At 71.3% G+C, this 21,541-nt stretch carries 21 protein-coding genes; 9 read left to right on the top strand and 12 right to left on the bottom strand.

What is annotated here, in order from left to right:
• Positions 1–5: 5 nt before the first annotated feature.
• Positions 6–617 (bottom strand): GAF domain-containing protein, encoded by a 612-nt coding sequence (locus LRS14_RS15045; RefSeq protein ID WP_257800027.1) that lies wholly within the window; start codon positions 615–617, stop codon positions 6–8.
• Positions 618–798: 181 nt separating this feature from the next.
• Here LRS14_RS15045 and LRS14_RS30300 point away from each other — a divergent pair, with 181 nt between their 5' ends.
• The 3 genes from LRS14_RS30300 to LRS14_RS15060 all read left to right on the top strand — a co-directional run bounded on the left by LRS14_RS30300 (position 799) and on the right by LRS14_RS15060 (position 3,373).
• Entirely contained in the window at positions 799–2,181 is a 1,383-nt protein-coding gene (locus tag LRS14_RS30300; protein WP_257800028.1) for a tail fiber protein, read from the top strand.
• Between the two features lie 36 nt (positions 2,182–2,217).
• Entirely contained in the window at positions 2,218–2,913 is a 696-nt protein-coding gene (locus LRS14_RS15055; RefSeq protein WP_257800029.1) for a YafY family protein, read from the top strand.
• A 91-nt stretch (positions 2,914–3,004) separates the two neighbouring features.
• Positions 3,005–3,373, top strand: coding sequence for a VOC family protein (locus LRS14_RS15060; RefSeq protein ID WP_257800030.1), 369 nt, complete (start codon positions 3,005–3,007; stop codon positions 3,371–3,373).
• Here LRS14_RS15060 and LRS14_RS15065 read toward each other — a convergent pair.
• The 5 genes from LRS14_RS15065 to LRS14_RS15085 form a co-directional block, all read right to left on the bottom strand.
• The gene (locus tag LRS14_RS15065) at positions 3,370–3,840 is read right to left on the bottom strand and encodes a CopD family protein (protein WP_257800031.1); all 471 of its coding nucleotides are present in this window, start codon (positions 3,838–3,840) and stop codon (positions 3,370–3,372) included. The two genes, LRS14_RS15060 and LRS14_RS15065, sit on opposite strands and share 4 nt — an antisense overlap.
• A 43-nt stretch (positions 3,841–3,883) precedes the next feature.
• Positions 3,884–5,047, bottom strand: a complete 1,164-nt coding sequence (locus LRS14_RS15070) for a serine/threonine-protein kinase (protein WP_257800032.1) — start codon at positions 5,045–5,047, stop codon at positions 3,884–3,886.
• Complete coding sequence (locus LRS14_RS15075; RefSeq protein ID WP_257800033.1) at positions 5,047–5,946, bottom strand: aldo/keto reductase family oxidoreductase; 900 nt, start codon at positions 5,944–5,946, stop codon at positions 5,047–5,049. The genes LRS14_RS15070 and LRS14_RS15075 overlap by 1 nt, the downstream gene beginning before the upstream one ends.
• 69 nt (positions 5,947–6,015) lie before the next feature.
• Complete coding sequence (locus LRS14_RS15080; RefSeq protein ID WP_257800034.1) at positions 6,016–6,483, bottom strand: OsmC family protein; 468 nt, start codon at positions 6,481–6,483, stop codon at positions 6,016–6,018.
• A 35-nt stretch (positions 6,484–6,518) separates the two neighbouring features.
• Complete coding sequence (locus LRS14_RS15085) at positions 6,519–7,598, bottom strand: flavodoxin family protein (protein WP_046110867.1); 1,080 nt, start codon at positions 7,596–7,598, stop codon at positions 6,519–6,521.
• Between the two features lie 231 nt (positions 7,599–7,829).
• Here LRS14_RS15085 and LRS14_RS15090 point away from each other — a divergent pair, with 231 nt between their 5' ends.
• On the top strand, positions 7,830–9,722 hold the full coding sequence (locus LRS14_RS15090; RefSeq protein WP_257800035.1) for a diguanylate cyclase: 1,893 nt from the start codon (positions 7,830–7,832) through the stop codon (positions 9,720–9,722).
• Here the strand turns inward: LRS14_RS15090 and LRS14_RS15095 are convergent.
• The 4 genes from LRS14_RS15095 to LRS14_RS15110 all read right to left on the bottom strand — a co-directional run bounded on the left by LRS14_RS15095 (position 9,706) and on the right by LRS14_RS15110 (position 13,704).
• Positions 9,706–10,248 (bottom strand): cytochrome b/b6 domain-containing protein, encoded by a 543-nt coding sequence (locus LRS14_RS15095; protein WP_257800036.1) that lies wholly within the window; start codon positions 10,246–10,248, stop codon positions 9,706–9,708. The genes LRS14_RS15090 and LRS14_RS15095 overlap by 17 nt on opposite strands.
• Positions 10,245–10,514, bottom strand: a complete 270-nt coding sequence (locus LRS14_RS15100) for a PepSY domain-containing protein (protein ID WP_046111195.1) — start codon at positions 10,512–10,514, stop codon at positions 10,245–10,247. Before LRS14_RS15100 ends, LRS14_RS15095 begins: the two co-directional genes overlap by 4 nt.
• A gap of 101 nt (positions 10,515–10,615) precedes the next feature.
• Positions 10,616–12,802, bottom strand: coding sequence for a D-(-)-3-hydroxybutyrate oligomer hydrolase (locus LRS14_RS15105; RefSeq protein WP_257800037.1), 2,187 nt, complete (start codon positions 12,800–12,802; stop codon positions 10,616–10,618).
• An 80-nt stretch (positions 12,803–12,882) separates the two neighbouring features.
• Positions 12,883–13,704: a DUF2189 domain-containing protein gene (locus tag LRS14_RS15110; RefSeq protein WP_257800038.1), complete on the bottom strand. Its 822-nt coding sequence runs from the start codon at positions 13,702–13,704 to the stop codon at positions 12,883–12,885.
• Between the two features lie 126 nt (positions 13,705–13,830).
• Between LRS14_RS15110 and LRS14_RS15115 the strand changes: the two genes are divergently transcribed.
• Together LRS14_RS15115 and LRS14_RS15120 are read left to right on the top strand one after the other, a co-directional pair.
• Positions 13,831–14,388: a DUF924 family protein gene (locus LRS14_RS15115; protein ID WP_046110870.1), complete on the top strand. Its 558-nt coding sequence runs from the start codon at positions 13,831–13,833 to the stop codon at positions 14,386–14,388.
• 7 nt (positions 14,389–14,395) lie between these two features.
• On the top strand, positions 14,396–15,163 hold the full coding sequence (locus LRS14_RS15120) for a 2-keto-4-pentenoate hydratase (protein ID WP_257800039.1): 768 nt from the start codon (positions 14,396–14,398) through the stop codon (positions 15,161–15,163).
• 149 nt (positions 15,164–15,312) lie between these two features.
• Here the strand turns inward: LRS14_RS15120 and LRS14_RS15125 are convergent, their stop codons facing one another.
• Positions 15,313–16,323 (bottom strand): 2-hydroxyacid dehydrogenase, encoded by a 1,011-nt coding sequence (locus LRS14_RS15125; RefSeq protein WP_257800040.1) that lies wholly within the window; start codon positions 16,321–16,323, stop codon positions 15,313–15,315.
• Positions 16,324–16,436: 113 nt separating this feature from the next.
• Between LRS14_RS15125 and LRS14_RS15130 the strand changes: the two genes are divergently transcribed.
• Both LRS14_RS15130 and LRS14_RS15135 read left to right on the top strand, forming a co-directional pair.
• Positions 16,437–16,745, top strand: a complete 309-nt coding sequence (locus tag LRS14_RS15130; protein ID WP_046110873.1) for a DUF485 domain-containing protein — start codon at positions 16,437–16,439, stop codon at positions 16,743–16,745.
• Positions 16,742–18,472 (top strand): cation acetate symporter, encoded by a 1,731-nt coding sequence (locus LRS14_RS15135; protein ID WP_257800041.1) that lies wholly within the window; start codon positions 16,742–16,744, stop codon positions 18,470–18,472. Before LRS14_RS15130 ends, LRS14_RS15135 begins: the two co-directional genes overlap by 4 nt.
• Here the strand turns inward: LRS14_RS15135 and LRS14_RS15140 are convergent.
• Positions 18,418–19,593: a sensor domain-containing diguanylate cyclase gene (locus LRS14_RS15140; protein WP_257800042.1), complete on the bottom strand. Its 1,176-nt coding sequence runs from the start codon at positions 19,591–19,593 to the stop codon at positions 18,418–18,420. The genes LRS14_RS15135 and LRS14_RS15140 overlap by 55 nt on opposite strands.
• A gap of 251 nt (positions 19,594–19,844) precedes the next feature.
• Between LRS14_RS15140 and LRS14_RS15145 the strand changes: the two genes are divergently transcribed.
• Positions 19,845–21,539 (top strand): bifunctional diguanylate cyclase/phosphodiesterase, encoded by a 1,695-nt coding sequence (locus LRS14_RS15145; protein ID WP_257800043.1) that lies wholly within the window; start codon positions 19,845–19,847, stop codon positions 21,537–21,539.
• Positions 21,540–21,541: the final 2 nt, after the last annotated feature.

Below are 21,541 nucleotides of genomic sequence, written 5' to 3' on the forward strand. Positions count from 1 at the left end.
GGTCGCTAGGCGGCCAGATCGGGATACGCCGGCACCTTCCCCGACTGCGCAATGGCGCTGCTGACCTGCAGCAGCAGCTCCAGGTCCAGCTGCTGCGGGTCGCGCGGGATGAGGTCGTAGAAGCACAGGGTGCCAATGAGCTGGCCATCATCCGGCTGCAGGACGGGCACCCCGCAGTAAGCCAGCACCACGTCCTTGGCGGGGTGGCTGGCCGTGCGGCTGTCCTGGCTGGCGTCGGCGGTGACGAAGGGCTGGTCCGTCTCGCGCACGAAGCTGCAGTAGGTGGCGGTGTCGGGCACCTCGGAGGCCTGGGTGACGGCGAGGTTCTCGCGGTCCACGTGCACCACCGAGGTGGCCTTGCCATCCTTGAAGCGGAAGATGCTGACGAAGCGGTAATCACTGCGCCGCAGCAGCGAATACAGCGCCGCGCGCAGGCCGTCGCTGTCCAGCAGCCGCGAGAACACATTGAAGGCCACCGCGGTGGGGTCGATCTGCCCGCCATCGCTCACCGCCGGCCGCCCCAGCGGCGCGTCGCCGGCCGGGCGTGCGGTCCGGGCCGCTTCCACGGCGCGGCGAAGCGCCTGCAACGCATCTTCGTAGCTGTCCAGCTTGCTCATTCGATGATCCTGTTGCTGAGGGCCCATTGTGTCCTGCAGACCGCATGCCCACCGCGCCGCCGAGAGCTGCGTGCACCCTGGATGCGATTCAGCTCAATTCATTTGATTTCAGTTCAATCTGCCATCTCTGGCAGCTACTCTCGTTGCAACGCGTCTCAGCGCGAACAACGGGAGAAGGAACGTGAAGCTCCATCCATGCCGCTTGCTGGCTGCCGCAGCGGTGGCTTCGGCCACTGCTGCGGCTCCCGCCGCGCCGCTGGTCGACGGCCTGTCCATCAACGTGGCCCGGACGACCTTCGAGCTGAACGCGCCCAGCGGCGGCGCCACGCAAGGCGGCGTGGAGTTCGGCACCTTTGGCGGCGTTGCCAACTCGAGCGACAGCGGCTTGTTCACGCAGACCGGCGATCGCATCGGCGCCTCGCTGGCCGCCTTCGGTTCGTTCGGCGCCAGCCCGCTCGGCGCTACCGCAGGGCTGTTCGGCCACGACTACGGCATCACGCTGGCCAACAGCACCGCCACCGACATCGAGGTGGTGCTGCAGGCCCTGGTGAGCAACCGCGTGGTGGCCAGCGGGCCCGATGCCTATGCCAAGTCGTCGTTCATCGTGCGGCGGGGCTCGACCGAGTTGTTCTTCTCGGATTTCCGCACCGACACCTTGAACACCGGGCCGGGCAACAACTTCCAGCAGGCCAGCCCGGACAACCTGCTGACCCTGGTGATCCTGGCCAACAGCAGCCTGCAACTGCTGGCCAGCCAGGACCTGGAGGGCGGCGCGTTCGTCGACGGCTCGTCCTTCGACGCTTCGCTGGACGCCGCGCTGCGCGTGGAATCCAGCCGCCTGCTCGGCGGCGTGGTCGATCCCGGCACCGGCAACACCGTCCCGGTGCCCGGCACGCTCGCGCTGCTGCTGGCCGCGCTGCCGGCGCTGGCCTGGGCCCGCCGTCGTGAGCCCGGCCGAAGCCTTCCGTTGTTCCCTGCCGCAGCGCTGCTCGGCGCCCTGGCCGCCAGCCCTGCACAGGCGTGCAGCGGCAGTGAACCGTACCTGGCCACGGTGTGTGTCACTGCCGCCACCTTCTGCCCGCGTGGCTACCTGCCGGCCGACGGGCGTGTGTTGTCGATCCGTGACAGCACGGCACTGTTCGCGTTGATCGGCACCACGTATGGCGGCAATGGCATCACCACATTCCACCTGCCCGACCTGCGCGGCCGGGCGCCCATCTCCCAGGGTCAGGCGCCGGGACTGTCGCCCGTCGTCCTTGGACAGGCGGCCGGTGTTGAGACGGTGAGCCTGAACGTGGACCAGCTGCCAGCCCATACGCACAACGCCACGGTGGCCCTCCAGGCGGCCACATCCAACGGCACCACCGACAACCCAGTGGGCGCCGTGCCGGCACGCCTGGCGCGCAGCAACCTCTACAGCAGTGCCGCGCCGGATGCCGCGATGGCGGCCAGTACCGTCACCGTCGCCACCACCGGGCGCGGGCAGCCCCTCCCGATCCGCAACCCGGTGCTGGGCCTGCAGTTCTGCGTGGCGGTCGAGGGCCTCTTCCCCACGCGCGATTGACGGCCCGACCTATGCACGGGCCGGTATAAGCGCCGGATGTCCCGTGCCGCCCGCCTGCTCGACCTCGTCCAGTTGCTGCGCCGCCACCGCCATCCGGTGAGCGGTGCGGCCATCGCCGCCGAACTCGGCATCAGCCTGCGCACGCTGTACCGCGACATCGGCACGCTGCAGGCACAGGGCGCGGCCATCGACGGTGCGCCGGGCCTGGGCTACGTGCTTCGCGAAGGCTTCGTGCTGCCGCCGCTGATGTTCTCGGCCGAGGAACTGGAGGCGCTGGTGCTGGGCATGCGCTGGGTGGTGCAGCGGGCCGACAGCCGGCTGGCCGATGCCGCGCGCGATGCGCTCGCCAAGATCAACGCCGTGCTGCCGCCCGCGCTGCAGGCCGAGATGCAGGCCAGCACGCTGCTGGTGGCGCGACTGCCGCCCGCGGGCGATGCAGCGGCCACGGACCACACGCCCACCGTGCGCCACGCCATCCGCCAGCAGCACAAGCTGTGCATCGGCTACCGCGACGGCAGCGGCCGCAGCACGCAGCGCACCGTGTGGCCGTTCGCGCTCGGCTACTTCGACCGCGCCCAGGTGGTGGTGGCCTGGTGCGAGCTGCGCGGCGACATCCGGCATTTCCGCTGCGACCGCATCGCCTCGGTGGCGCCGCTGGCCGAGCGCTATCCGCGGCGCCGCGAAGCGCTGCTGCAGGCCTGGCGGGAGCGCGAAGGCATACCGCCGCAATGAGGTGCGCTGCTGACAGGAACTGTCAGGCCGCCCGCAGAGCATGGAGGCCTGCCGCAGACCGCGGCGCCCACCATCCTTCCCAGGAGATCCCATGCTCGAAGCCAACCACATCCTTCTCTACGTGGCCGATGCCCGCCGCAGCTGCAGCTTCTATGGCGCGCTGCTCGGCCTGCAGCCGGTGGAGGCGCAGGACACCTTCTGCATGTTCCGCCTGCCTTCGGGCGTGATGCTCGGCCTGTGGGGCGCCGCCGGCGTGCAACCCGCGGCCACGCCGCCTGGCGGCTTCGAGCTGGGCTTCGCGGTGGCGGGCGGGCGGGCCGAGGTGGACGCGGTGCATGCGCAATGGCAGGCGCAAGGCATCCGCGTGCTGCAGCCGCCCACCGCGGTGGACTTCGGCTACACCTTCACCGCCTGCGATGCCGATGGCCACCGGCTGCGCGTGTATGCGCCCGGCGCCTAGCTCCCGCCCAGCAGCACCGCCACCACGATGACCAGGCCGATGGCCAGGTTGACGGCCACCCATTGCCGCACCTGGGCCATGGCGGCACCGCCGGCCGGCCAGTCCTGCGCCGTGACCGCGCGGCGCAGGCGCTGGAAGAGCGCGAAGCGCACGTGCAGGAAGATGGCCACCATCAGCGTGCCGCCCACCGCCATCAGCCACCAGTGCCACGGCATGTCGAAGTTGCCTCCAGCCTGCACCACCCGCCTGGCGATGCGGCCGAGCAGCCACACGCCGCTGGCCCAGGCCAGCAGCGAGGCCACCAGCACCGCCGCGAAGAAGCGGCCGAGCACCTCGTGCATCAGCTTCAGCCGCAGCGGCGGTTCCAGCGTGGCCACGGCCGGGCGCAGGAAGAAGTGCGCGAACACCATGCCCCCCACCCACACCACGATGGACAACACATGCAGGGTCTTCAGAAGGGCTTCCATCGGGGCTCCAGGACGGGCGTGAACAAAGGGGCAGGAGGGCCGCTCAACGCCACCAGTAGAGCCCGGCCGCCAGCAGCGCGCCGAGCGCGGCCAGTGCCGCACCCAGCGGCAGCAGCCGGGGTCGCGCCGCGGGCGGGGGCGCAGGCGCAGGCGGAGGCGGAGGCGGAGGCGGCCGCTCCGGCTGCTGCGCGGTGGCTGGCGAGGCCGCGGCGGCGCGAGGCGGTGCCGGCTTGCGCGCCACCATGACCGTCTTCGGGAAGCTGCCGCTCAGGCGCTGCTGCAGTGCGGCCATGTCCTGCGGTCGGTCCTCGGGGCGCACGGCCAGGCCGGCGTCGATGGCTGCCAGCAACTCGTCGGCATAGCGGCCGGCGCCGGCGCGGCTGGCCGGCTCCATCTCATCCTTCACCGCGCGGGCTACGGCAGAAGGCGGCGCACGCAGCGCGATGCAGCTCCACAGCACCGCGCTCAGGGCATACACGTCGGTCCACGGGCCCTGGCGGCGCGAAGCCTCGCCTTCGTACTGTTCCACCGGCGAGTACCCCGTCTTCAGCAGCGCGGTCAGGGCCTGCGTGGCATCGCCCACCACGCGGCGGGCTGATCCGAAGTCCAGCAGCAGCGGGCGCGGCAGCCCATCGAACGGGCTGCCGGCCGCGGCATCGTGCTGCAGCAGGATGTTGTCGGGCGCCACGTCGCGGTGCAGGCACTGCCGCTCGTGCAGCACGGCCAGCGCCTGGGCCAGCTCGGTGGCCAGCCGGCGCAGCCAGGGCTCGGGCGGGCCGGCGGGTGCACGGCGCAGCGCGTCATGCAGCGTGATGCCCTGCACCAGCGGCATCAGCATGTAGGCGGTGCCGTTGTCGGCCCACACGCGGTGGATCTTGATGAGCGCGGGATGGTCGAACGCCGCCAGCATGCGCGCCTCGTCGAAGAAGCTGCGCAGGCCGTGCCGGAAGGTGGGCAGGTGCCGGGCCGAGCGCGCATGCACCACGCCGTTGGCATCGCGCTGGGCCACGGTGGCCGGCATGTACTCCTTCACCGCCCAGGTGTGGCCCAGCCGCAGGTCGGTGGCGCGGTAGACGATGCTGTAGCCGCCCTGGCCCATCACGCCGTCGATGCGCAGCTCGTCCAGCCGCGTGCTCGGCGGCAGCGCCGCATCCGCATCCCGCCGCGGGATGAGCTGCGTGCGCTCGTCGTCGGGCGGCTGCGGCATCAGGGCACCTCGTGGCCCATGCTGGCCTGCCACACGCGGTACCAGTCCTCGGCACTCAGGCGCAGCGACAGCGCGGCCACGGCTTCCTGCATGGCGGCGATGCGGCTGGAGCCGGCGATCGGCAGCGGCCGCGACGGATGCCGCAGGATCCAGGCATGGGCGATGGTGGCCATGCCCACGCCATGCTGCTCCGCCAGCGCCTGCAGCACGCCGCGCACGCGCTGGGCCTGGGCATCCTGCCCGGTGAACAGGCGGCCGCCGCCCAGCGGCGACCAGACCATCGGCCGCAGGCCGAGGTCGGTGCACTGCGCCAGCGTGCCGTCGGCCAGCGCGCCCATCTGCAAGGCGGACAGCTCCACCTGGTGCGTGGCCAGCGGAAAGCGCCGGTGCAGCATCGCCAGCTCGGCGGGGCTGTGGTTGCTCACGCCGAACTGCAGCACCTTGCCCGCGGCCTGCAGGCTGCGGAAGGTGTCAGCCAGCTCGTCGGGGTCCATCAGCAGGTCGGGGCGGTGGATCAGCAGGAGGTCCAGCCGGTCGGTGTGCAGCGCCTGCAGCGAGGCGTCCACCGACGCCACCACGTGGGCCCGCGAGCTGTCGTACGACTTGACGGCATGGCCGGGCCGCTGCGCGGACACCAGCTTGATGCCGCACTTGCCCACGATCTGCAGGCGCTCGCGCAGCCCGGGCGAAGCGGCCAGGGCCTGGCCGAACAGCGCCTCCACCGTGTAGCTGCCGTAGATGTCGGCATGGTCGAAGCTGGTGATGCCCAGCTCGATGCACTGCTCGATCCAGGCCACCCGCTGCTGCACCCCGAAGCCCCAGTCGGCCATGCGCCAGGCGCCGGCCACGATGGGGGACAGGGGCAGGTTGGGGGGCGTCAGGGCTGTGGTGGACGTCATGGGCCGGGCAGGGCGGTGGCAGAGCGCCGCAGCATAGTGCGTGCGGCGCCGCGCCCGGCGGCCGCCTGCTCAGCGCTGCTGCCCGCCCCCGCTGCCGCCGCCTTGCAGCAGCGTGGCTTCCAGGGTGATCTCGGGCACGCTGGCCAGGGCCTTGGACAGCGGGCAGTCGCGCTTGGCGGTCGCGGCGATCTCCTGGAACTTCGCTTCGTCGATGCCCGGCACGCTGGCGCTGAGCTGCAGGGCGATGCGGTCGATCTTGAAGCCGTCGCCGTCCTTGACCAGCCGCACGTTGGCGCGGGTGTCCACTTGCTCGGTGGCAAAGCCGGCCTTGTCGCACGCGAAGGAAAACGCCATGGTGAAGCAGGCGGCATGGGCGGCCGCCACGATCTCCTCGGGATTGGTGCCGCGGCGGTCGTCCTCGAAGCGGCTGGAAAAGCCGTAGGGATAGTTGTTCAGCGCGCCGGTCTGGGTGCTGATGCGGCCCTGGCCCTTCTGGCCCCCAGCTTCCCAGTGCACGCTCGCGGTTTTCTCGGACATTCAGGTCTCCTTGCGTTGATGTGGGTTCGGGTCGGTCACTTGGCGCGCGGCTGCTGCAGCCCGGCGTCGGCGGGCTGCAGCGAGCCATCGCGCAGGCCGGTCACGGCGCGGGCCACGGCCCGCGCGGCGTTGCGCACTTCCTCCTGCACGGCTTCGTCCGCGTCCAGCGTGTCGTGGCTGTTCCAGTAGGGCTCGTAGTAGCCGATGTAGCGGTCCAGCCTGGCCTTGCTGCCGGCATCCACCAGGCCCATCCAGTCCAGCCAGTCGGTGAGGTTGCGGCGCTGGGCCTCCACGCCGGCCACGTCGCCATGCACCACCACGCCGTAGGCGCGGCCGGCCAGGTGCTTGGGATAGTGCCAGCCGGCCTGCTCGATGGCCTTGGCTTCCTCGGCCTTCTTGCCGTGGGTGCTGGTCACGTCGGGGTTGCCGCCGTCGGCGCACACCATGCGGTCGATCATCAGCTTCAACGGGCTGGGCGACTGGTACCAGTAGGTGGGCGTCAGGATCATCACGCCGTGCGCCAGCGTCCAGCGCTCGTAGATCTCGTTCATCCAGTCGTCGGCCTGGTCCAGCGAGTGGTTGGGGTAGCAGCTGCAGGGCCAGTGGCACAGCGGCATGGCGGTGCCCACGCAGCCCTTGCAGGGATGGATGCTGCGGCCGTATTCCGAGGTGAGCAGGCTCAGGTCCAGCACGTCCGTGTCCATCGATGCCTGCTCGATGACCTCGCGCGCCAGCTGGGTCAGGCGCCAGGTCTTGGACATCTCGCCCGGGCAGGTGCCGTCGTTGCGCGAGCTGGCGTTGATGAGCAGCACGCGGCCGCGCGTGGCCGGGTCGCGCCAGCGGCGCTCGGCCTGCTGCAGCTTGTCGCGTGTTTCCAGCCATTCCACCGAGGTGTCGTAGTCGGGGTGCTTGAAGCCTTCGCCCGCCGGGCGGCTGATCGGCGCCTTGCGCCCCTCCTGGAAAGCCTGCCAGGCGATCTCCTCCAGCCGCGCGATGGCTTCCTGCTCCGGCGCGAAGGCGGGGTCGTAGAAGCGCCGCGTGAAGCGCTGGTGGAAGGTCACGCGGTCGAGCTTGTCGGGCGCCTGGCCCGTACGGACGTGGATGGGTTGGCTCATGGTTGGCGGCGGCACAGCAGGGCAGACGATGGTCGGCGGTGGCCCGTCCCCACCGCGTGGGAAGGCGGCGCGGCCGGGTGTCGGTGGGCGCCGACAGGCAAGGGCCGCGTGCCCTCCGCGACGTGCCAGGTCAGCATTCACCAACCGTGGCTCTCACGCCACAATCCGCGCCCAGCATCGCGGCGAGCGCGGCACGGGGCCGCCGGCGATGCCTGCGAAAGGCGCGCGGGCGTGTGGGGTGACAGTGGCGACCTGCGATGGCAAGGGCGATGGCCGGGCTGGCTGCCGGCCGGTGGCGGCCTCGGCAGCCTGATGCAGCGGCTGCCGCTGCACGGCGCGCTGTGGATGCGCTGGCTGGTGCGGGTGCTTGGCCTGGCCTGCATGCTGCACGGCGCCCCGGCCGCCGCAGCGACGTCGGCGATGCCGGCGCCGGTCATGCTCGATGCATTGCCCGCCGGCCCCCTGGGCCTGCACACCCAGGTGCTGGCCGAGCCGGCCGAGGCTACCAACGGCCTGACGCTGCAGCAGGCCCTGGCCCGGCTGGCGGCGGGCGATTTCCGGCCTTCCACGCAGCGGGTGCTCAGCCATGGACTGGGTGCGCCGCCGGTGTGGGTGCAGCTGCCGCTGCACAACCCGCGCAGCCAGCCGGTGACCTTCCGCCTGCTCACCGGCACCAGCTGGCTGGACCGGCTGGACGTGCACCTGCTGCAGCATGGCCAGCCGGTGCAGCAATGGCAGGCGGGCGACGAGCGCAGCAACATCGGCTTCCTGGTGCCGGTGCAGGGCCTGGCCTTCGAGCTGGTGCTGCCGCCCGGGCCCAGCATGCTGCTGCTGCGCCTGCAGAGCACCGACCCCTCGGTGCTGCCCATCGAGCTGCTGCCGGCCGAGGCGGTGCTGCACCGCGAGCGCGTGGTCTCGCTCACGCAGGGCCTGCTCGCCGGGTTCCTGCTGGCGCTGATCACCAGCTACGGCCTGCTGTGGCTGGTGCTGCGCGAGCGCAGCTACTTCGACTACGTGGTGTACGTGGCCGGCTTCCTGGTGCTCAACCTGTGCCACACCGGTCTGGGCCAGGCCTGGCTGTGGCCCTCCTCGCCAGGCGTGGGCCGCTACGTGATCCTGGTGACGATGGTGGGCTTCTGCTGCATCGGCCTGATGTTCGCCCGCAACCTGCTGGACCTCGGGCGCCGCGCGCCGCGGGTGGACCGGCTGCTGCGGGCCGCGCAGCTGGCCGGTGCGGCCGGCATGCTGCTGTTCATCGTCACCGGCCAGCAGCTGGCGGCCTTGCGGCTGGCCTTCGGCTTCACCACGCTGTTCTCGGTGGGCATGCTGCTGCTGGGGCTGCTGGCGGTGCGCCGGCGCATCGCCGCCGGCCGCAGCTTCCTGGCGGCGGTGACCTTCAGCGCTGCCGGGGCCTTCGTCACCACCGCGGCGGTGCTGGGCTGGCTGCCCTTCAACCACTTCACCTACCACGCGGTGGCGCTGGGCGTGGTGATGGAGGCCACCATCTGGGCGCTGATGCTGGCCCTGCGGCTGCGCCGCCACCAGCGCGACAGCGTGCAGGCGCGCGACCTCGCGCGGCGGGATCCGCTCACCGGCCTGAACAACCGCCGCGGCTTCATTCAGCAGGCCCAGGTGCGCTGGCAGCAGGCCGCGGCCACGTCCGGGGTGCGGCTGTCGGTGGTGATGCTGGACCTGGACCACTTCAAGCAGGTGAACGACCGCCACGGCCATGCGGCCGGCGATTGCGCGCTGGTGGCGCTGTCGGCCCTGCTGGCGTCCTCCTGCCGGCTGGGCGACGTGCTGGCCCGCTGGGGCGGCGAGGAGTTCGTGCTGCTGCTGCCCGACACCGGCCTGGCCCATGCGCATGCGCTGGCCGAGCGCATGCGCCAGCGGGTGGAATTGCAGCCGGTGATGGCGGGCAGCGTGGCCCTGCGGCTGACGGCCAGCTTCGGCGTGGCCGACTGCGAGCCGGCCCAGCCCGGCACCGACCTGGAAACCCTGCTGCGCACCGTGGACGAGCAGCTCTACGCCGCCAAGCGCGACGGCCGCAATTGCGTGGCACTGGCGCTGCCGGCCGGCGCGCGCCGGGGCGCGGCACCGGCCACCGTCACCAGCGCACCTTGACGCCGGTGACCATCGCACGCACCAGCCGCACGCGCTCGATGCGGCCCATCACCAGCGCGGCCGCGGCATGCACGCCGGCCAGCACCATCAGCATGTCGGCCAGGACCTCATGCCATTCGGCCACGGTCTCGTCGCCCCAGAAGGCATCGGTGCCCTGCAACCAGCCGGTGAAGCCCAGCGCCAGCACCAGCGCCATCAGCGCCAGCATCATCAGCGCGCCCAGCGGGTTGTGGCCGGCATGCACCGGCGGGCGGCCTGCCCGCATTTCGCGCAGGTGCTCGGCCAGCCGGCGCGGCGTGGGCCAGAAGCTGGAGAAGCGTGCATGGGTGCTGCCCACGAAGCCCCAGGCGATGCGCGCGATCACCAGGCCGGTGGCCAGGTAGCCGGCCCAGCGGTGGGCGGTCTCGCCTTCTTCCAGCACCCACAGGTTCAGCAGCACGCAGGCCACCAGCGACCAGTGGAAGCACCGCACGAAGCGGTCCCAGACCCGCACCGCGCCGGCAGCGTCGCGCGGCGACGGGTTCACTTGCTTTCCAGCACCGCGGCGGTCACCGGGTCGAAGTAGATCTCCACCTTCTTGCCGGCCTTGTCGTGGCCGTAGATCTCGTAGCACTGGCCCTTGGTCACCTTGAAGGTCTTGATGCGGTAGCCCTCGGCCTGCAGCTTGGCCTTGAAGTCGGCTTCCTTCATCCACTGCGCCTTCGGCGCCTGGCAAGTGGGGCCGGCGGTGGCGTTGCCGCCCAGCAGCGGCAGGGCCAGGGCCAGCAGGGTGGAGGCGGTGAGCTTGAACATGGTGGGTGGCTCCTTGGAAGGCATCGGCGGCCGGAAATGGCCGCCGACGCATTGAAGCCGCCCTACCTGAAGGCCACCTTAAGCCGGCGGCCCCGGAGGCGCTACTGGGGGATGTTGACCGTGCTGCCGGCAAAGCCGATGGCATCGGCCGCCGCTGGCGTGGTGGCAATGGCCGGCAGGTTGGCCGCGGCCAGCGCCGGTGCTGCGCCGGGCAGGCCGCCGCGCGGCGTGGCACGCACCACCTGGCTGGGCGGCAGCTCGGTGCCGTTCTTCAGCTTGGCCCACATCGCATCCATCGCCGCGATGAAGTACACATGCAGCGGCACGAAGCGGTTGTCGAAGCCGGGGAAGGGCAGGAAGCCGTCGAAGTGCTGGGCGTTGGTCACCTCGATGTAGCGCAGCGGGCTGCCGGCGCCTTCGGTCAGCCGGTTGAAGGCCAGGTAGGCCCGCTCGGAGTGGTTGACCGGGATCAGCGCATCGCTGCGCCCGCCCACCATCAGCGTGGGCTTGCCGCGCAGGTTGCCGTTCAGCAGCACCTCGTTCACGCCGGCACGCACCGCCTGGCTCTGCGCCAGCGTGGGCGTGCTGCTGGCGGTGAGTGCAGCGCCGGTCACCACGTCGGTGCCCAGCGCCAGCGAGCGCAGGCACAGCGCGGAGTCGAGCGACAGGTCGGCCGTGCCGCTGGTGGGCGATACGCCGAACGACCACTGCCGCGCCCCGCCCACCGAGTTGTTGTAGACCACGCTGGCCGGCGAGCCGTTGGCGGTGCCGTTGCCCGCGGCATAGCTGGCGGCCTTGGTGTTGGCCGCCACGGGCACCACCTCGCCGGTGGTGGGGCTGGTGGCCGCCACGCTCAGGCCGCACACGTTGTCGGCCACCGAGAAGCGGCCGTAGGCGTTGGCATACATCATGGTGATGATGGCCGCGTTGCCCAGCCCATAGTGGGCGTTGTGCATCGTGTCGTGCTCGGCGGTGAAGCCGTAGGCCCGCAGGCGGGCCAGCGCGTCGGCCGCCTGTTCGGCGGTGGTGGCGCCGGTGAGCAGGCCGCGTGCGGCCAGTGCATTGCAGCGGTTGGCCGCCAGCGCGCGGAAGGCGGGCGAACCCATGGTGTTGTAGGTGGAGGCTTCGGCCAGCACCGCAGCCGGCGCCAGCGAGGCGCAGGGCTGGTACAGGTTGGCATGGGTGAAGTAGTCGAACAGCGGGCGGCCAAAGGTGGGCACCGCCACGCCGCCCACGCTGACGCCATAGCCGGTGGTGCTGGACGGCTGCGCGCTGGGCTCGCCGGCCACCACGCCGTCGATCAGGCCGTCGGCGTCCTGCTCGGCCGCGCGCAGTACCGCGGCGCCGCCGTTGGACACGGAAGCGGCGATCACCAGCGTGTTGTCGCGGGTGAAGCGCACCTCCTTGCCGCTGCCGTCCCAGGCGGCGCGGCCGAACTGCTCGTTCAGCACGTACATCGCATAGCGACCGGCGGCCAGGGTGTCGTTGCCCCAGTCCTTCTCGGGGTTCTGCTGCGAATGCGCATGCTTGAGCGCCAGCCGGTTGGGAAAGGCGCTGTTGAAGGCGGCGCGCGCCGTGTCGCTGAGCGCGGCGGCGAAGTGCGACAACGCGCCGGCCACGCTGCGGCTGGCGCGGGTGCCGTCCACCTGGTGCACGCTGTCGTCGGTGGGGTCGTACAGGCCCATGCCCTTGCCGGCGTCGGTCAGCGCCACGGCGCAGCCGCGCTTGAGGCCCCATTCGCCGGCCGTGCCGATGGCGCCGTACACGCCGCGCGAGCCCGACGACGGCGCCAGCACCAGGCAGGGCGCCTCGGGGTTGAAGCTGGCGGGCACCTGCACCGCCACCACGGTGCGCTTGTTGCCGCTGCCGTCGTCCAGCGAGGCCACGTACTCGCGCCCCGGCACCATGCCGGCACCGAGGGTGTCGTTGCCGTTGGCATCGATGTTGGGCCCGTAGAAGCGGCCGTAGCCGCCGTTGGCGGTGAAGTCCACCAGGCCGCGGTAGTTGGAGTGCAGCGCATTGCGGCGCAGCTCGGCGGCGGTGGGCGCGGCGGGGTCGGCGTAGGCCGGGGCGGCCACCATCAGGCCGGCCTTGCCGAGGCCGCCGGTCAGCAGGTCCTGCGTGGCCGCGGTGCTGCCGGTGCCCGGCGTGGTGGCGGTGAAGTCGGTCACGCTGTGCTGCGTGAAGCCGGCGGGCAGCTTGTTCAGCTCGGGGCCGTCGTCGCTGCCGCAACCGGCCAGGCCGCCGATCAGGGTGACCGCCACGGCGGTGCCCAGGGTCTTGTTCATCGCTTGTCTCCTCGACTGCAGGTGCTGCTATGAGGCCGCAAGCGTAGGGATGCAGCGTGCCTGCGCGACAGTTGGTGAAACTACGTTCGGGCAATCCCTGTTGTGCCGGCGTCCGGGGCGGTGCCCACGGCGGCGCGGTAGGCATGCCAGGTGGCATGGCCTACCACCGGGCCCACCACCAGCAGGCCCAGGAACCACGGCAGCAGCGCCAGGCCCACCAGCAGGGTGATGAGCGCGCCCCACCACAGCATCACGCCGGTCTGGGTGAGCACCAGCCGCAGGCTGGTGAGGCCGGCGGTGATGGCATCCACCTGGCGGTCCAGGATCATCGGGATGGCCACCACGCTGACCGCATAGATCAGGCCCGCGAACACCGCGCCCACGCCGCAATAGGTGACGATGAAGCCCAGGTTCTCCGGCTCCACCAGCTTGGCCAGCGAGCCCTGGAAGTCGGGCATGCCGTCGAAGCTCACCGCGAAGATCACCAGCGCCGCGCGGCCCCACAGCATCTCCAGCACCAGCAGCACGAAGCCGAAGATCGCCAGCGCGCCGGGCTTGGCCGTCCAGGCCAGCAGGGCATCGCCGAAGTCGGGCTGCTCGCCGCGCTCCAGCGCCTGGCTCACGCGGTACAGGCCCATGCACAGCAGCGGCCCCATCAGCAGGAAGCCAGCCGACAGCGCCAGCACATAGGCCGGCGCGGACTGGAAGACCTTCATCAGCGCCCAGCCCATGGCCACGAAGCAGCCGCCGAAGAACAGGCCGATGGCCGGCGCCCGCAGGAAGTCCTGCAGGCCGCGCAGCAGCCACTGCGGCGGGTCGGTGAAGCGCAGCGGATGCAGCGGTATCTCGAACGGGCTGCCGCCATGCGGCGCGGGGGAGGGAGCGGTGGGGTCGGGTGTCATCGGGCGGGGTGCGCAGGCAAGGCGTACATCCGCGCAACATAAGCGCAAGCGCGCGGCGGATTCCCCCAGACATTCCCTGGCGTGCGCAGCGCCGATACTCGGGCCGAGCCCGTTGCGAGACCTGCCATGACGATTGCCTCCCTGCCCGCTGTCGTGCCCGACGATGTGATCCGCTTCTGGCGTGAAGCCGGCGCCGACCGCTGGTTCGCCAAGAACGATGCCTTCGACCAGCAGTTCCGCGAGCGCTTCACCGAGGCGCACTTCGCCGCCGCGCGCCGCGAGCTGGACGCCTGGGCCGACACGCCGCAAGGCGCGCTGGCGCTGATGCTGCTGCTGGACCAGTTCCCGCGCAACTGCTTCCGCGGCAGCGCCCACATGTATGCCACCGACCCGCTGGCCCGCCACTTCGTGCGCGGGCTGCTGGAGCGCAGCTTCGACCACCACATCGAGCCGGAGCTGCGGGTGTTCTGCTACCTGCCGCTGATGCACTCCGAGCACATGCCCGACCAGCGCCAGTCGCTGGACCTCAACCGCGCGCTCGGCGACCCCTATGCGCGCCATGGCCAGGGCCACCACGACATCGTGCAGCGCTTCGGCCGCTTCCCGCACCGCAACCGGCTGCTGGGCCGCGAGAGCACGCCGGAAGAGCTGGCCTTCCTGGCCGATGGCGGCTTCAAGGGCTGAGCTGCCCATGCAGCCGCTGATCGAACTGCTGGCCGACGCCCGCATGCAGGGCCGCGTGCTCGATACGCTGCCCGCCGGCGCGCTGCCGGCCAACGAGGCCCAGGCCTGCGACCTGCAGCATGCGCTGCTCGCGCGGCTGGGCCAGGGCGTGGGCGGCTGGAAGGTGGGTGCCAAGGCGCATGACGGCCCCATCGCCGGGGCGCCGCTGCCGGCGGATGCGGTGCACCACGGGGCGGCGGTGCTGCCGCTGCGCGACGGCTGCGTGCCGGGCGGCCGCCTGCTGGGGCTGGAGCTGGAGCTGGCCTTCTTCTTCGCCCGCGACATGGGGCCGGGCGACGAGTCGCTGGCCGATGCCGAGGTGCTGTCGGCCATCGACCGCATGGCCGCCAGCATCGAGGTGGTGGCCAGCCGCTTTGCCGAAGGCGTGGTGCCGCCGCCGCTGCTGGCCCACGCCGACCTGATGTTCCATGGAGCGCTGGTGGTGGCCGAGCCGGTGGCCTTCGACCGCGGCCGCTCGCTCACCGATCCGGTGCTGTCCCTCAGCCTGGACGGCCGGCCGCTGCCGGGCCTGCCCGGCCACAACCCGGCGGGCAATCCGCTGCGGCTGCTGCCCTGGCTGGTGCGCCACGTGGCGCGGCGCGGCCTGCGGCTGCCGGCGGGCACGGTGGTGACCACCGGCTCCTACGTGGGCCTGGTGCCGGTGCCTGCGCAGGGCGCGCTGGTGCTGGGCGACATCGCCGGCCTGCCGGCAGTGCGGCTCACGCTTCAGGGCTGAGAACCTGTGAACGAACCACTCACGCCCGCTCGTCGCGCCCTGACGACCCGGTTCGTCGTTGCAAATGCTCGCCATAGCCCGAGCTATGGCTGCGCTTTGCGCCTAGACCCAGGCCGCCCTGTCGCGCCGCTCGGTCGCGACCGGTTCATTCACAGGTTCTGAGGCGGCAGCACCTCGTCGGCCAGCGGCAGGCCGGCCTCGAAGGCGCTGATGCTGGCCATGGTGGTGGCGCAGATGGTGCCCATCGCTTCCCGCGTGAAGAAGGCCTGGTGGCCGGTGACGATCACGTTGGGGAAGGAAGTCAGCCGCTGGATCACGTCGTCAGGGATGATGGTGCTGGACAGGTCGCGGAAGAACAGCCCCGCCTCCTGCTCGTAGACGTCGATGCCCAGGCCGCCCAGGCGGCCGGTCTTCAGCGCCTCGATGGCGGCCTCGGTGTCCACCAGGCCGCCGCGGCTGGTGTTCACCAGCAGCGCGCCGTGCTTGATGCGGCCCAGCAGCGCCTCGTCCATCACATGGTGGGTGTCGGGTGTCAGCGGGCAGTGCAGGCTGATCACGTCCGAGCGCGCCACCAGCTCGTGCAGCGCGACGTAGTGCCCGCCTTGCGCGATGAAGTCGGGCGACTGGCAGGGATCGTGGCCCAGCACCGTGCAGCCGAAGCCGGCCATGATGCGGCCGAACACCCGGCCTATCTTGCCGGTGCCGATCACGCCCACCGTCTTGCCATGCAGGTCGAAGCCCATCAGTCCGTCGAGCGCGAAGTTGGCATCGCGGGTGCGGTTGTAGGCGCGATGGATCTTGCGGTCCAGCGCCAGGATCAGGGCCACCGCATGCTCGGCCACCGAATGCGGCGAGTACTCGGCCACCCGCACCACGCGCAGGCCGGCGGCCGCCGCTGCATCGATGTCCACGTTGTTGAAGCCGGTGCAGCGCAGCGCCAGCAGCCGCGTGCCACCGTGCGCCAGTTGCTGCAGCACGGCCGCGTCGGCATGGTCGTTGACGAAGATGCACACCGCGCCGAAGCCCGCGGCCAGCGCTGCGGTCTCGCGTTCCAGCGGCGCTTCGAAGAAGGTGAGTGCATGCGGCCGCGGCAGCGCGTCATTGGCCTGCTGCAGGAACGTGCGGTCGTAGCGCTGGGTGCTGAACACGGCCACCTTCATCGGCAAGCCTCCTTCACATCGGTTTGACCTGGCTCAAGCCGGCCCTGCGGCCATCGTAAGGTGGCGGTCAACGTGGGCGCGCACAGTGGACTCCAGCAGACAAGGAGACAGCCATGACCGACCCGCTCGTCGCGCGCATCGAGGCGCATCCCAAGTACCACGAGCTGCGCCGCAAGCGCGGCGGCCTGGGCTGGATACTCACCCTGGTGATGCTGGCCGTGTACTACGGTTACATCGCGCTCATCGCCTTCAACAAGCCCTTCCTGGCGCAGCCGCTGGGCGCGGGCGTCACCACGCTGGGCATCCCCATCGGCATGGGCGTCATCGTCTTCACCATCGTCATCACCGGCCTGTACGTGCGCCGCGCCAACAACGTGTACGACCGGCTCACCGCCGAGCTGATGAAGGAGGTGGCACGATGAACCGCAGCACCTCCCGCACCCTGGCGGCGCTGCTGCTGGCGATCTGCGTGCCGGCCGCCCTGGCCGCCGGGGGCGACGTGGGCCAGGCCGCCAAGCAGCCCACCAACTGGATCGCCATCGGCATGTTCTCGGTGTTCGTGATGGGCACGCTGTGGATCACCAAGTGGGCTGCGTCGCGCACCCATTCGGCGGCCGACTTCTACACCGCCGGCGGCGGCATCACCGGCTTCCAGAACGGCCTGGCCATCGCAGGCGACTACATGTCGGCGGCCTCGTTCCTGGGCATCTCGGCCGCGGTGATGGCCACCGGCTACGACGGCCTCATCTACTCCATCGGCTTCCTGGTGGGCTGGCCCATCCTCACCTTCCTGATGGCCGAGCGGCTGCGCAACCTGGGCAAGTTCACCTTCGCCGACGTGGCCGGCTACCGCTTCCAGCAGACGCCCATCCGCGCCTTCGCGGCCTCGGGCACGCTGGTGGTGGTGGCCTTCTACCTGATCGCGCAGATGGTGGGCGCGGGGCAGCTCATCAAGCTGCTGTTCGGGCTGGACTACTGGATGGCGGTGGTCATCGTCGGCGCGCTGATGATGCTGTACGTGCTGTTCGGTGGCATGACGGCCACCACCTGGGTGCAGATCATCAAGGCGGTGCTGCTGCTGTCGGGCGTCACCTTCATGGCCTTCATGGTGCTGAGCCAGTTCGGCTTCAGCCCGGAGCGGCTGTTCTCGCGGGCGGTGGACATCCGCACCACCTTCGCCACCAACGCCGGCAAGGCGCCGCAGGAGGCCGCCACCATCGGCGAGGCCATCATGGGCCCGGGCGGCTTCGTGAAGGACCCGATCAGCGCCATCAGCTTCGGCATGGCGCTGATGTTCGGCACCGCCGGCCTGCCGCACATCCTGATGCGCTTCTTCACCGTGCCCGATGCCAAGGAGGCCCGCAAGAGCGTGTTCTGGGCCACCACCTGGATCGGCTACTTCTACGTGCTGATCTTCATCATCGGCTTCGGCGCCATCACCCTGGTGCTGACCAACCCCGAGTTCGCGGACGTCGCCACCGGCGTGATCCACGGCGGGGCCGGTGCTTCCAACATGGCGGCGGTGCTGGTGGCCAAGGCGGTGGGCGGCAATGTGTTCTACGGCTTCATCTCGGCGGTGGCCTTCGCCACCATCCTGGCGGTGGTGGCCGGGCTGACGCTGTCGGGTGCGTCGGCGGTGTCGCACGACCTGTATGCCACCGTGTTCAAGAAGGGCAATGCCGACAGCAAGGCGGAGCTGCGCGTCTCGCGCATCACCACGCTGGCGCTGGGCGTGGTGGCGGTGGTGCTGGGCATCGCGTTCGAGAAGCAGAACATCGCCTTCATGGTGTCGCTGGCCTTCGCCATCGCGGCCTCGGCCAACTTTCCGGTGCTGTTCATGAGCGTGCTGTGGAAGGACTGCACCACCCGCGGCGCGGTGATCGGCGGCTTCCTGGGGCTGGTGTCCTCGGTGGGCCTGACGGTGGTGTCGCCTTCGGTGTGGGAGGTGACGCTGGGCAATCCCAAGGGCTCGGCGCTGTTCCCCTACGCCTCGCCCGCGCTGTTCTCCATGACCATCGGCTTCGTCGGCATCTGGCTGTTCTCGCTGCTGGACCGCAGCGCCCAGGCCGCGCGGGAGCGCGATGCCTTCCCGGCTCAGCGGGTGCGCTCGGAAACCGGCCTGGGTGCGGCCACCGCCTCCGGCCACTGACCGAAGCGCGAGGCGAGGAAGGACGAAGACGGGGCTTCGGCCCCGTGGTCCATCGGCTCGCCGGCCACCACCACGCGGTCGCGGCCCAGGTGCTTGGCGCGGTACAGCAGGCGGTCGGCGCGCTGTATCCAGTCGGCCGTATCGCGCACGTGGCGGTCCAGCGCCACCACGCCGAAGCTGGCCGTCACCGGCTGGTCGTCCAGCAGCGGATGGCGGTGCAGCGACAGGCGCAGCCGCTCCATCACCTCGCGCGCCTGGGCCGCATCGGTGCCGGGCAGCAGCACGCCGAATTCCTCGCCGCCGTAGCGGGCCGGCATGTCGATGCCGCGCAGCCCCAGCCGCAGCAGCGCCGCGAAGCGCTGGATGGCCTGGTCGCCGGCGGCATGGCCCCGGCTGTCGTTGATGCGCTTGAAGTGGTCGATGTCCACCAGCACCAGCGTGGCCACCGGGCCGCCGCGGCCGAAGCGCCGGAACTCCGTCTCCACCAGCGCCATCCAGTGCGCGCGGTTGAACAGGCCTGACAGCGCATCGTGGCGGCCCAGCCGGGCCAGGTGTTCCCGCTGCGCCTGCAGCTTGGCCAGCAGGCGGTGGGCGGTGATGCCCACCGCGGCCGGATGCAGCAGCAGCAGCGGGGCGCAGGCCAGCACGTCCAGCATGGTGCTGGCCGGGTGCCAGCGCCAGCCGAAGGCCAGCACGCCCAGGCCGATGCCGGCCGCATGGGCGGCCATGCCGCGAAGCAGCTGGCGGGCACCGGCGGCGATGGCGCTGTCCATGCTCATCATCGACAGCATCAGCAGGCTGGGCAGGGCGCTGAAGCCGATGGCCACCGTCCATGCACCGCCGGCCAGGTGGTCCAGCACCATGTTGCGGCGCTCGGCCGCATGCGGGTCGGCCGCGCGGCGGGCCAGCCGCCAGCCAATGTGCGGCCAGAGGAAGCCGTGCAGCGCCGGCCCCAGCCAGAACCACCAGGGCGCCGCCTGCTGCCACATGGCGCAGCCCAGTGTGAGGAAGCCCAGCGCCAGGCCCACCATGCGCCCGCGGTAGCTGGCGCGTGCAAAGCCCAGCCGCCGGCCGTGCTGGACGGCGGCGTCTTCGAGGGGCCCGGGAAGTGAGGTCGACATGGTCTGCATCCCGCGGCAGGGGCCGTCGGGCTGCCTGTTTATCGGCCGGCAGCGGCGGCGCTTGACGCCGCCGCCCCGCCTCAAGCCGGGCGCGCGGCAGCCGATACGCCCTGCTGGGCCCCGGTGGGCCGAAGCAGTACCCGATGACCGCACCGATCGCCTTCCATGAGTGCCGCGGCCGCCCGGCCGGCCAATGGCTTGTCCGCCCGCGCCCGGCGCGGCCCGCCGCCTGACGCCGCGCTGCCGCACCGATGCCGTTGCCGACCCCGCCAGAAGCCGCGCTGCTGGATTCGATGCTGGACGAGCTGCCCGTGGGCGTGTGCCTGCAGCAGGCCGACGGCCGCGTGCGGCTGATGAACCGCGTAATGGCCGAGCTGCTGGGCCGGCCGCTGCCCGCGCTGCTGGGCCAGGTGCCCTTCGAGCTGCTGGGCCGCTCGCCCAGCCATGCGCAGCGGCTGCGGCGCGAGTTCCTGCAGCAGTTCGAGGCCGGCGGCCTGCGCGAGCGCGAGCTGACCGTGCCCGATGGCATCCGGGTGCGCACGCTGGTGGTCAACAGCCGGCGGGTGCAGCTGCTGGGCCAGACGCTGATGCTGTCCACCGCGGTGGACGTCACGGAACGCAAGCGGGTGGAGCTGGACCTCACCCGCCGCGCCTTCCATGACGAGCTGACCGGCCTGCCCCACCGCGGGCTGATGCAGGAAATCGTGGGCGCCGCCGTGCGCCAGCACCAGCGCGGCGGGCACTTCGCGCTGGTGGTGGTGGACCTGGACAACTTCAAGCAGATCAACGATTCCTACGGCCATGCGGTGGGCGACAGCCTGCTCAAGGCGGTGGCCGGCCGCATCGGCCAGTGCATCCGCGGCGGCGACACCCTGGCCCGGCTGAACGGCGACGAATTCCTGCTGCTGCTGGACCCGCTGGGCGACCCCGAGCATCTGCCGCCGCTGCTGGACCGCCTGCTGCAGGCGCTGAAGCAGCCGTTCGACATCGACGGCCGCCAGCTGCTCACCTCCGCCTCGCTGGGGGCCAGCCTGTTCCCGCTGCATGGCGACAGCTACGACTCGCTGCGCCGCTGCGCGGATGCCGCGATGGGCCGTGCGCGCGAAGGCCGGCGCGGCAGCGCCGCGGTGTTCGACGAAGCCATGGGCCGCGCCATCGACCGCCGCATGGACACCGAGCAGCGGCTGCGCACCGCGGTGCGCGAGCGGCACTTCCGCGCCGCCTTCCAGCCCAAGGTGTCGCTGCGCAGCGGGCAGGTGGTGGGCTTCGAGGCGCTGGTGCGCTGGGTGGAGCCCGACGGCACCGTGCATGCGCCCGGCGCCTTCATCGCGCTGGCCGGCGAGCTGGGGCTGCTGGACGAACTCACGCGCCTGATGGTGGACGAGGTGGCGCTGCACCTGCCGGCGCTGCAGGCGCATTTCGGTGCGCAGGTGTCGGTGAGCATCAACGTGTCCGCCCGCCAGGCGGCGGATGCGGCCTTCATCCAGGGCCTGTGCGACCAGCTGGCCGTGGCCGGCATCGCGCGGCATGTGGTCATCGAGCTGACCGAGGATGCCCTGCTGGCCACCCAGCGCTTCCAGCAGGAGGCGCTGCCGCAGCTGCGCGAGGTGGGCGTGCGGGTGTCGATCGACGACTTCGGCACCGGCTATTCCTCGCTGGCCACGCTGGCCGACCTCACCGCCGACGAGGTGAAGGTGGACCGCGCCTTCATCACCGCCATCCATGAGCGGCCGCGCAGCCAGGGCATCCTGCGGGCCATCGAATCGCTGTGCACCGCGCTGGGCATCGAGGTGGTGGCCGAGGGCGTGGAAACCGCTCAGGAGCTGGCCTACCTGCGCCAGCACACCGGCATCGGCCTGGTGCAGGGCTACCTGTTCGCGCGGCCGCAGTTCATCGAGGCGCTGCTGTCGCTGCCGCCGGAAGGTGTCACCATCGGGGTTTGCTGACG

Source organism: Aquincola sp. J276, from assembly GCF_024700035.1.
GTDB classification, from domain to species: domain Bacteria; phylum Pseudomonadota; class Gammaproteobacteria; order Burkholderiales; family Burkholderiaceae_C; genus Aquincola; species Aquincola tertiaricarbonis.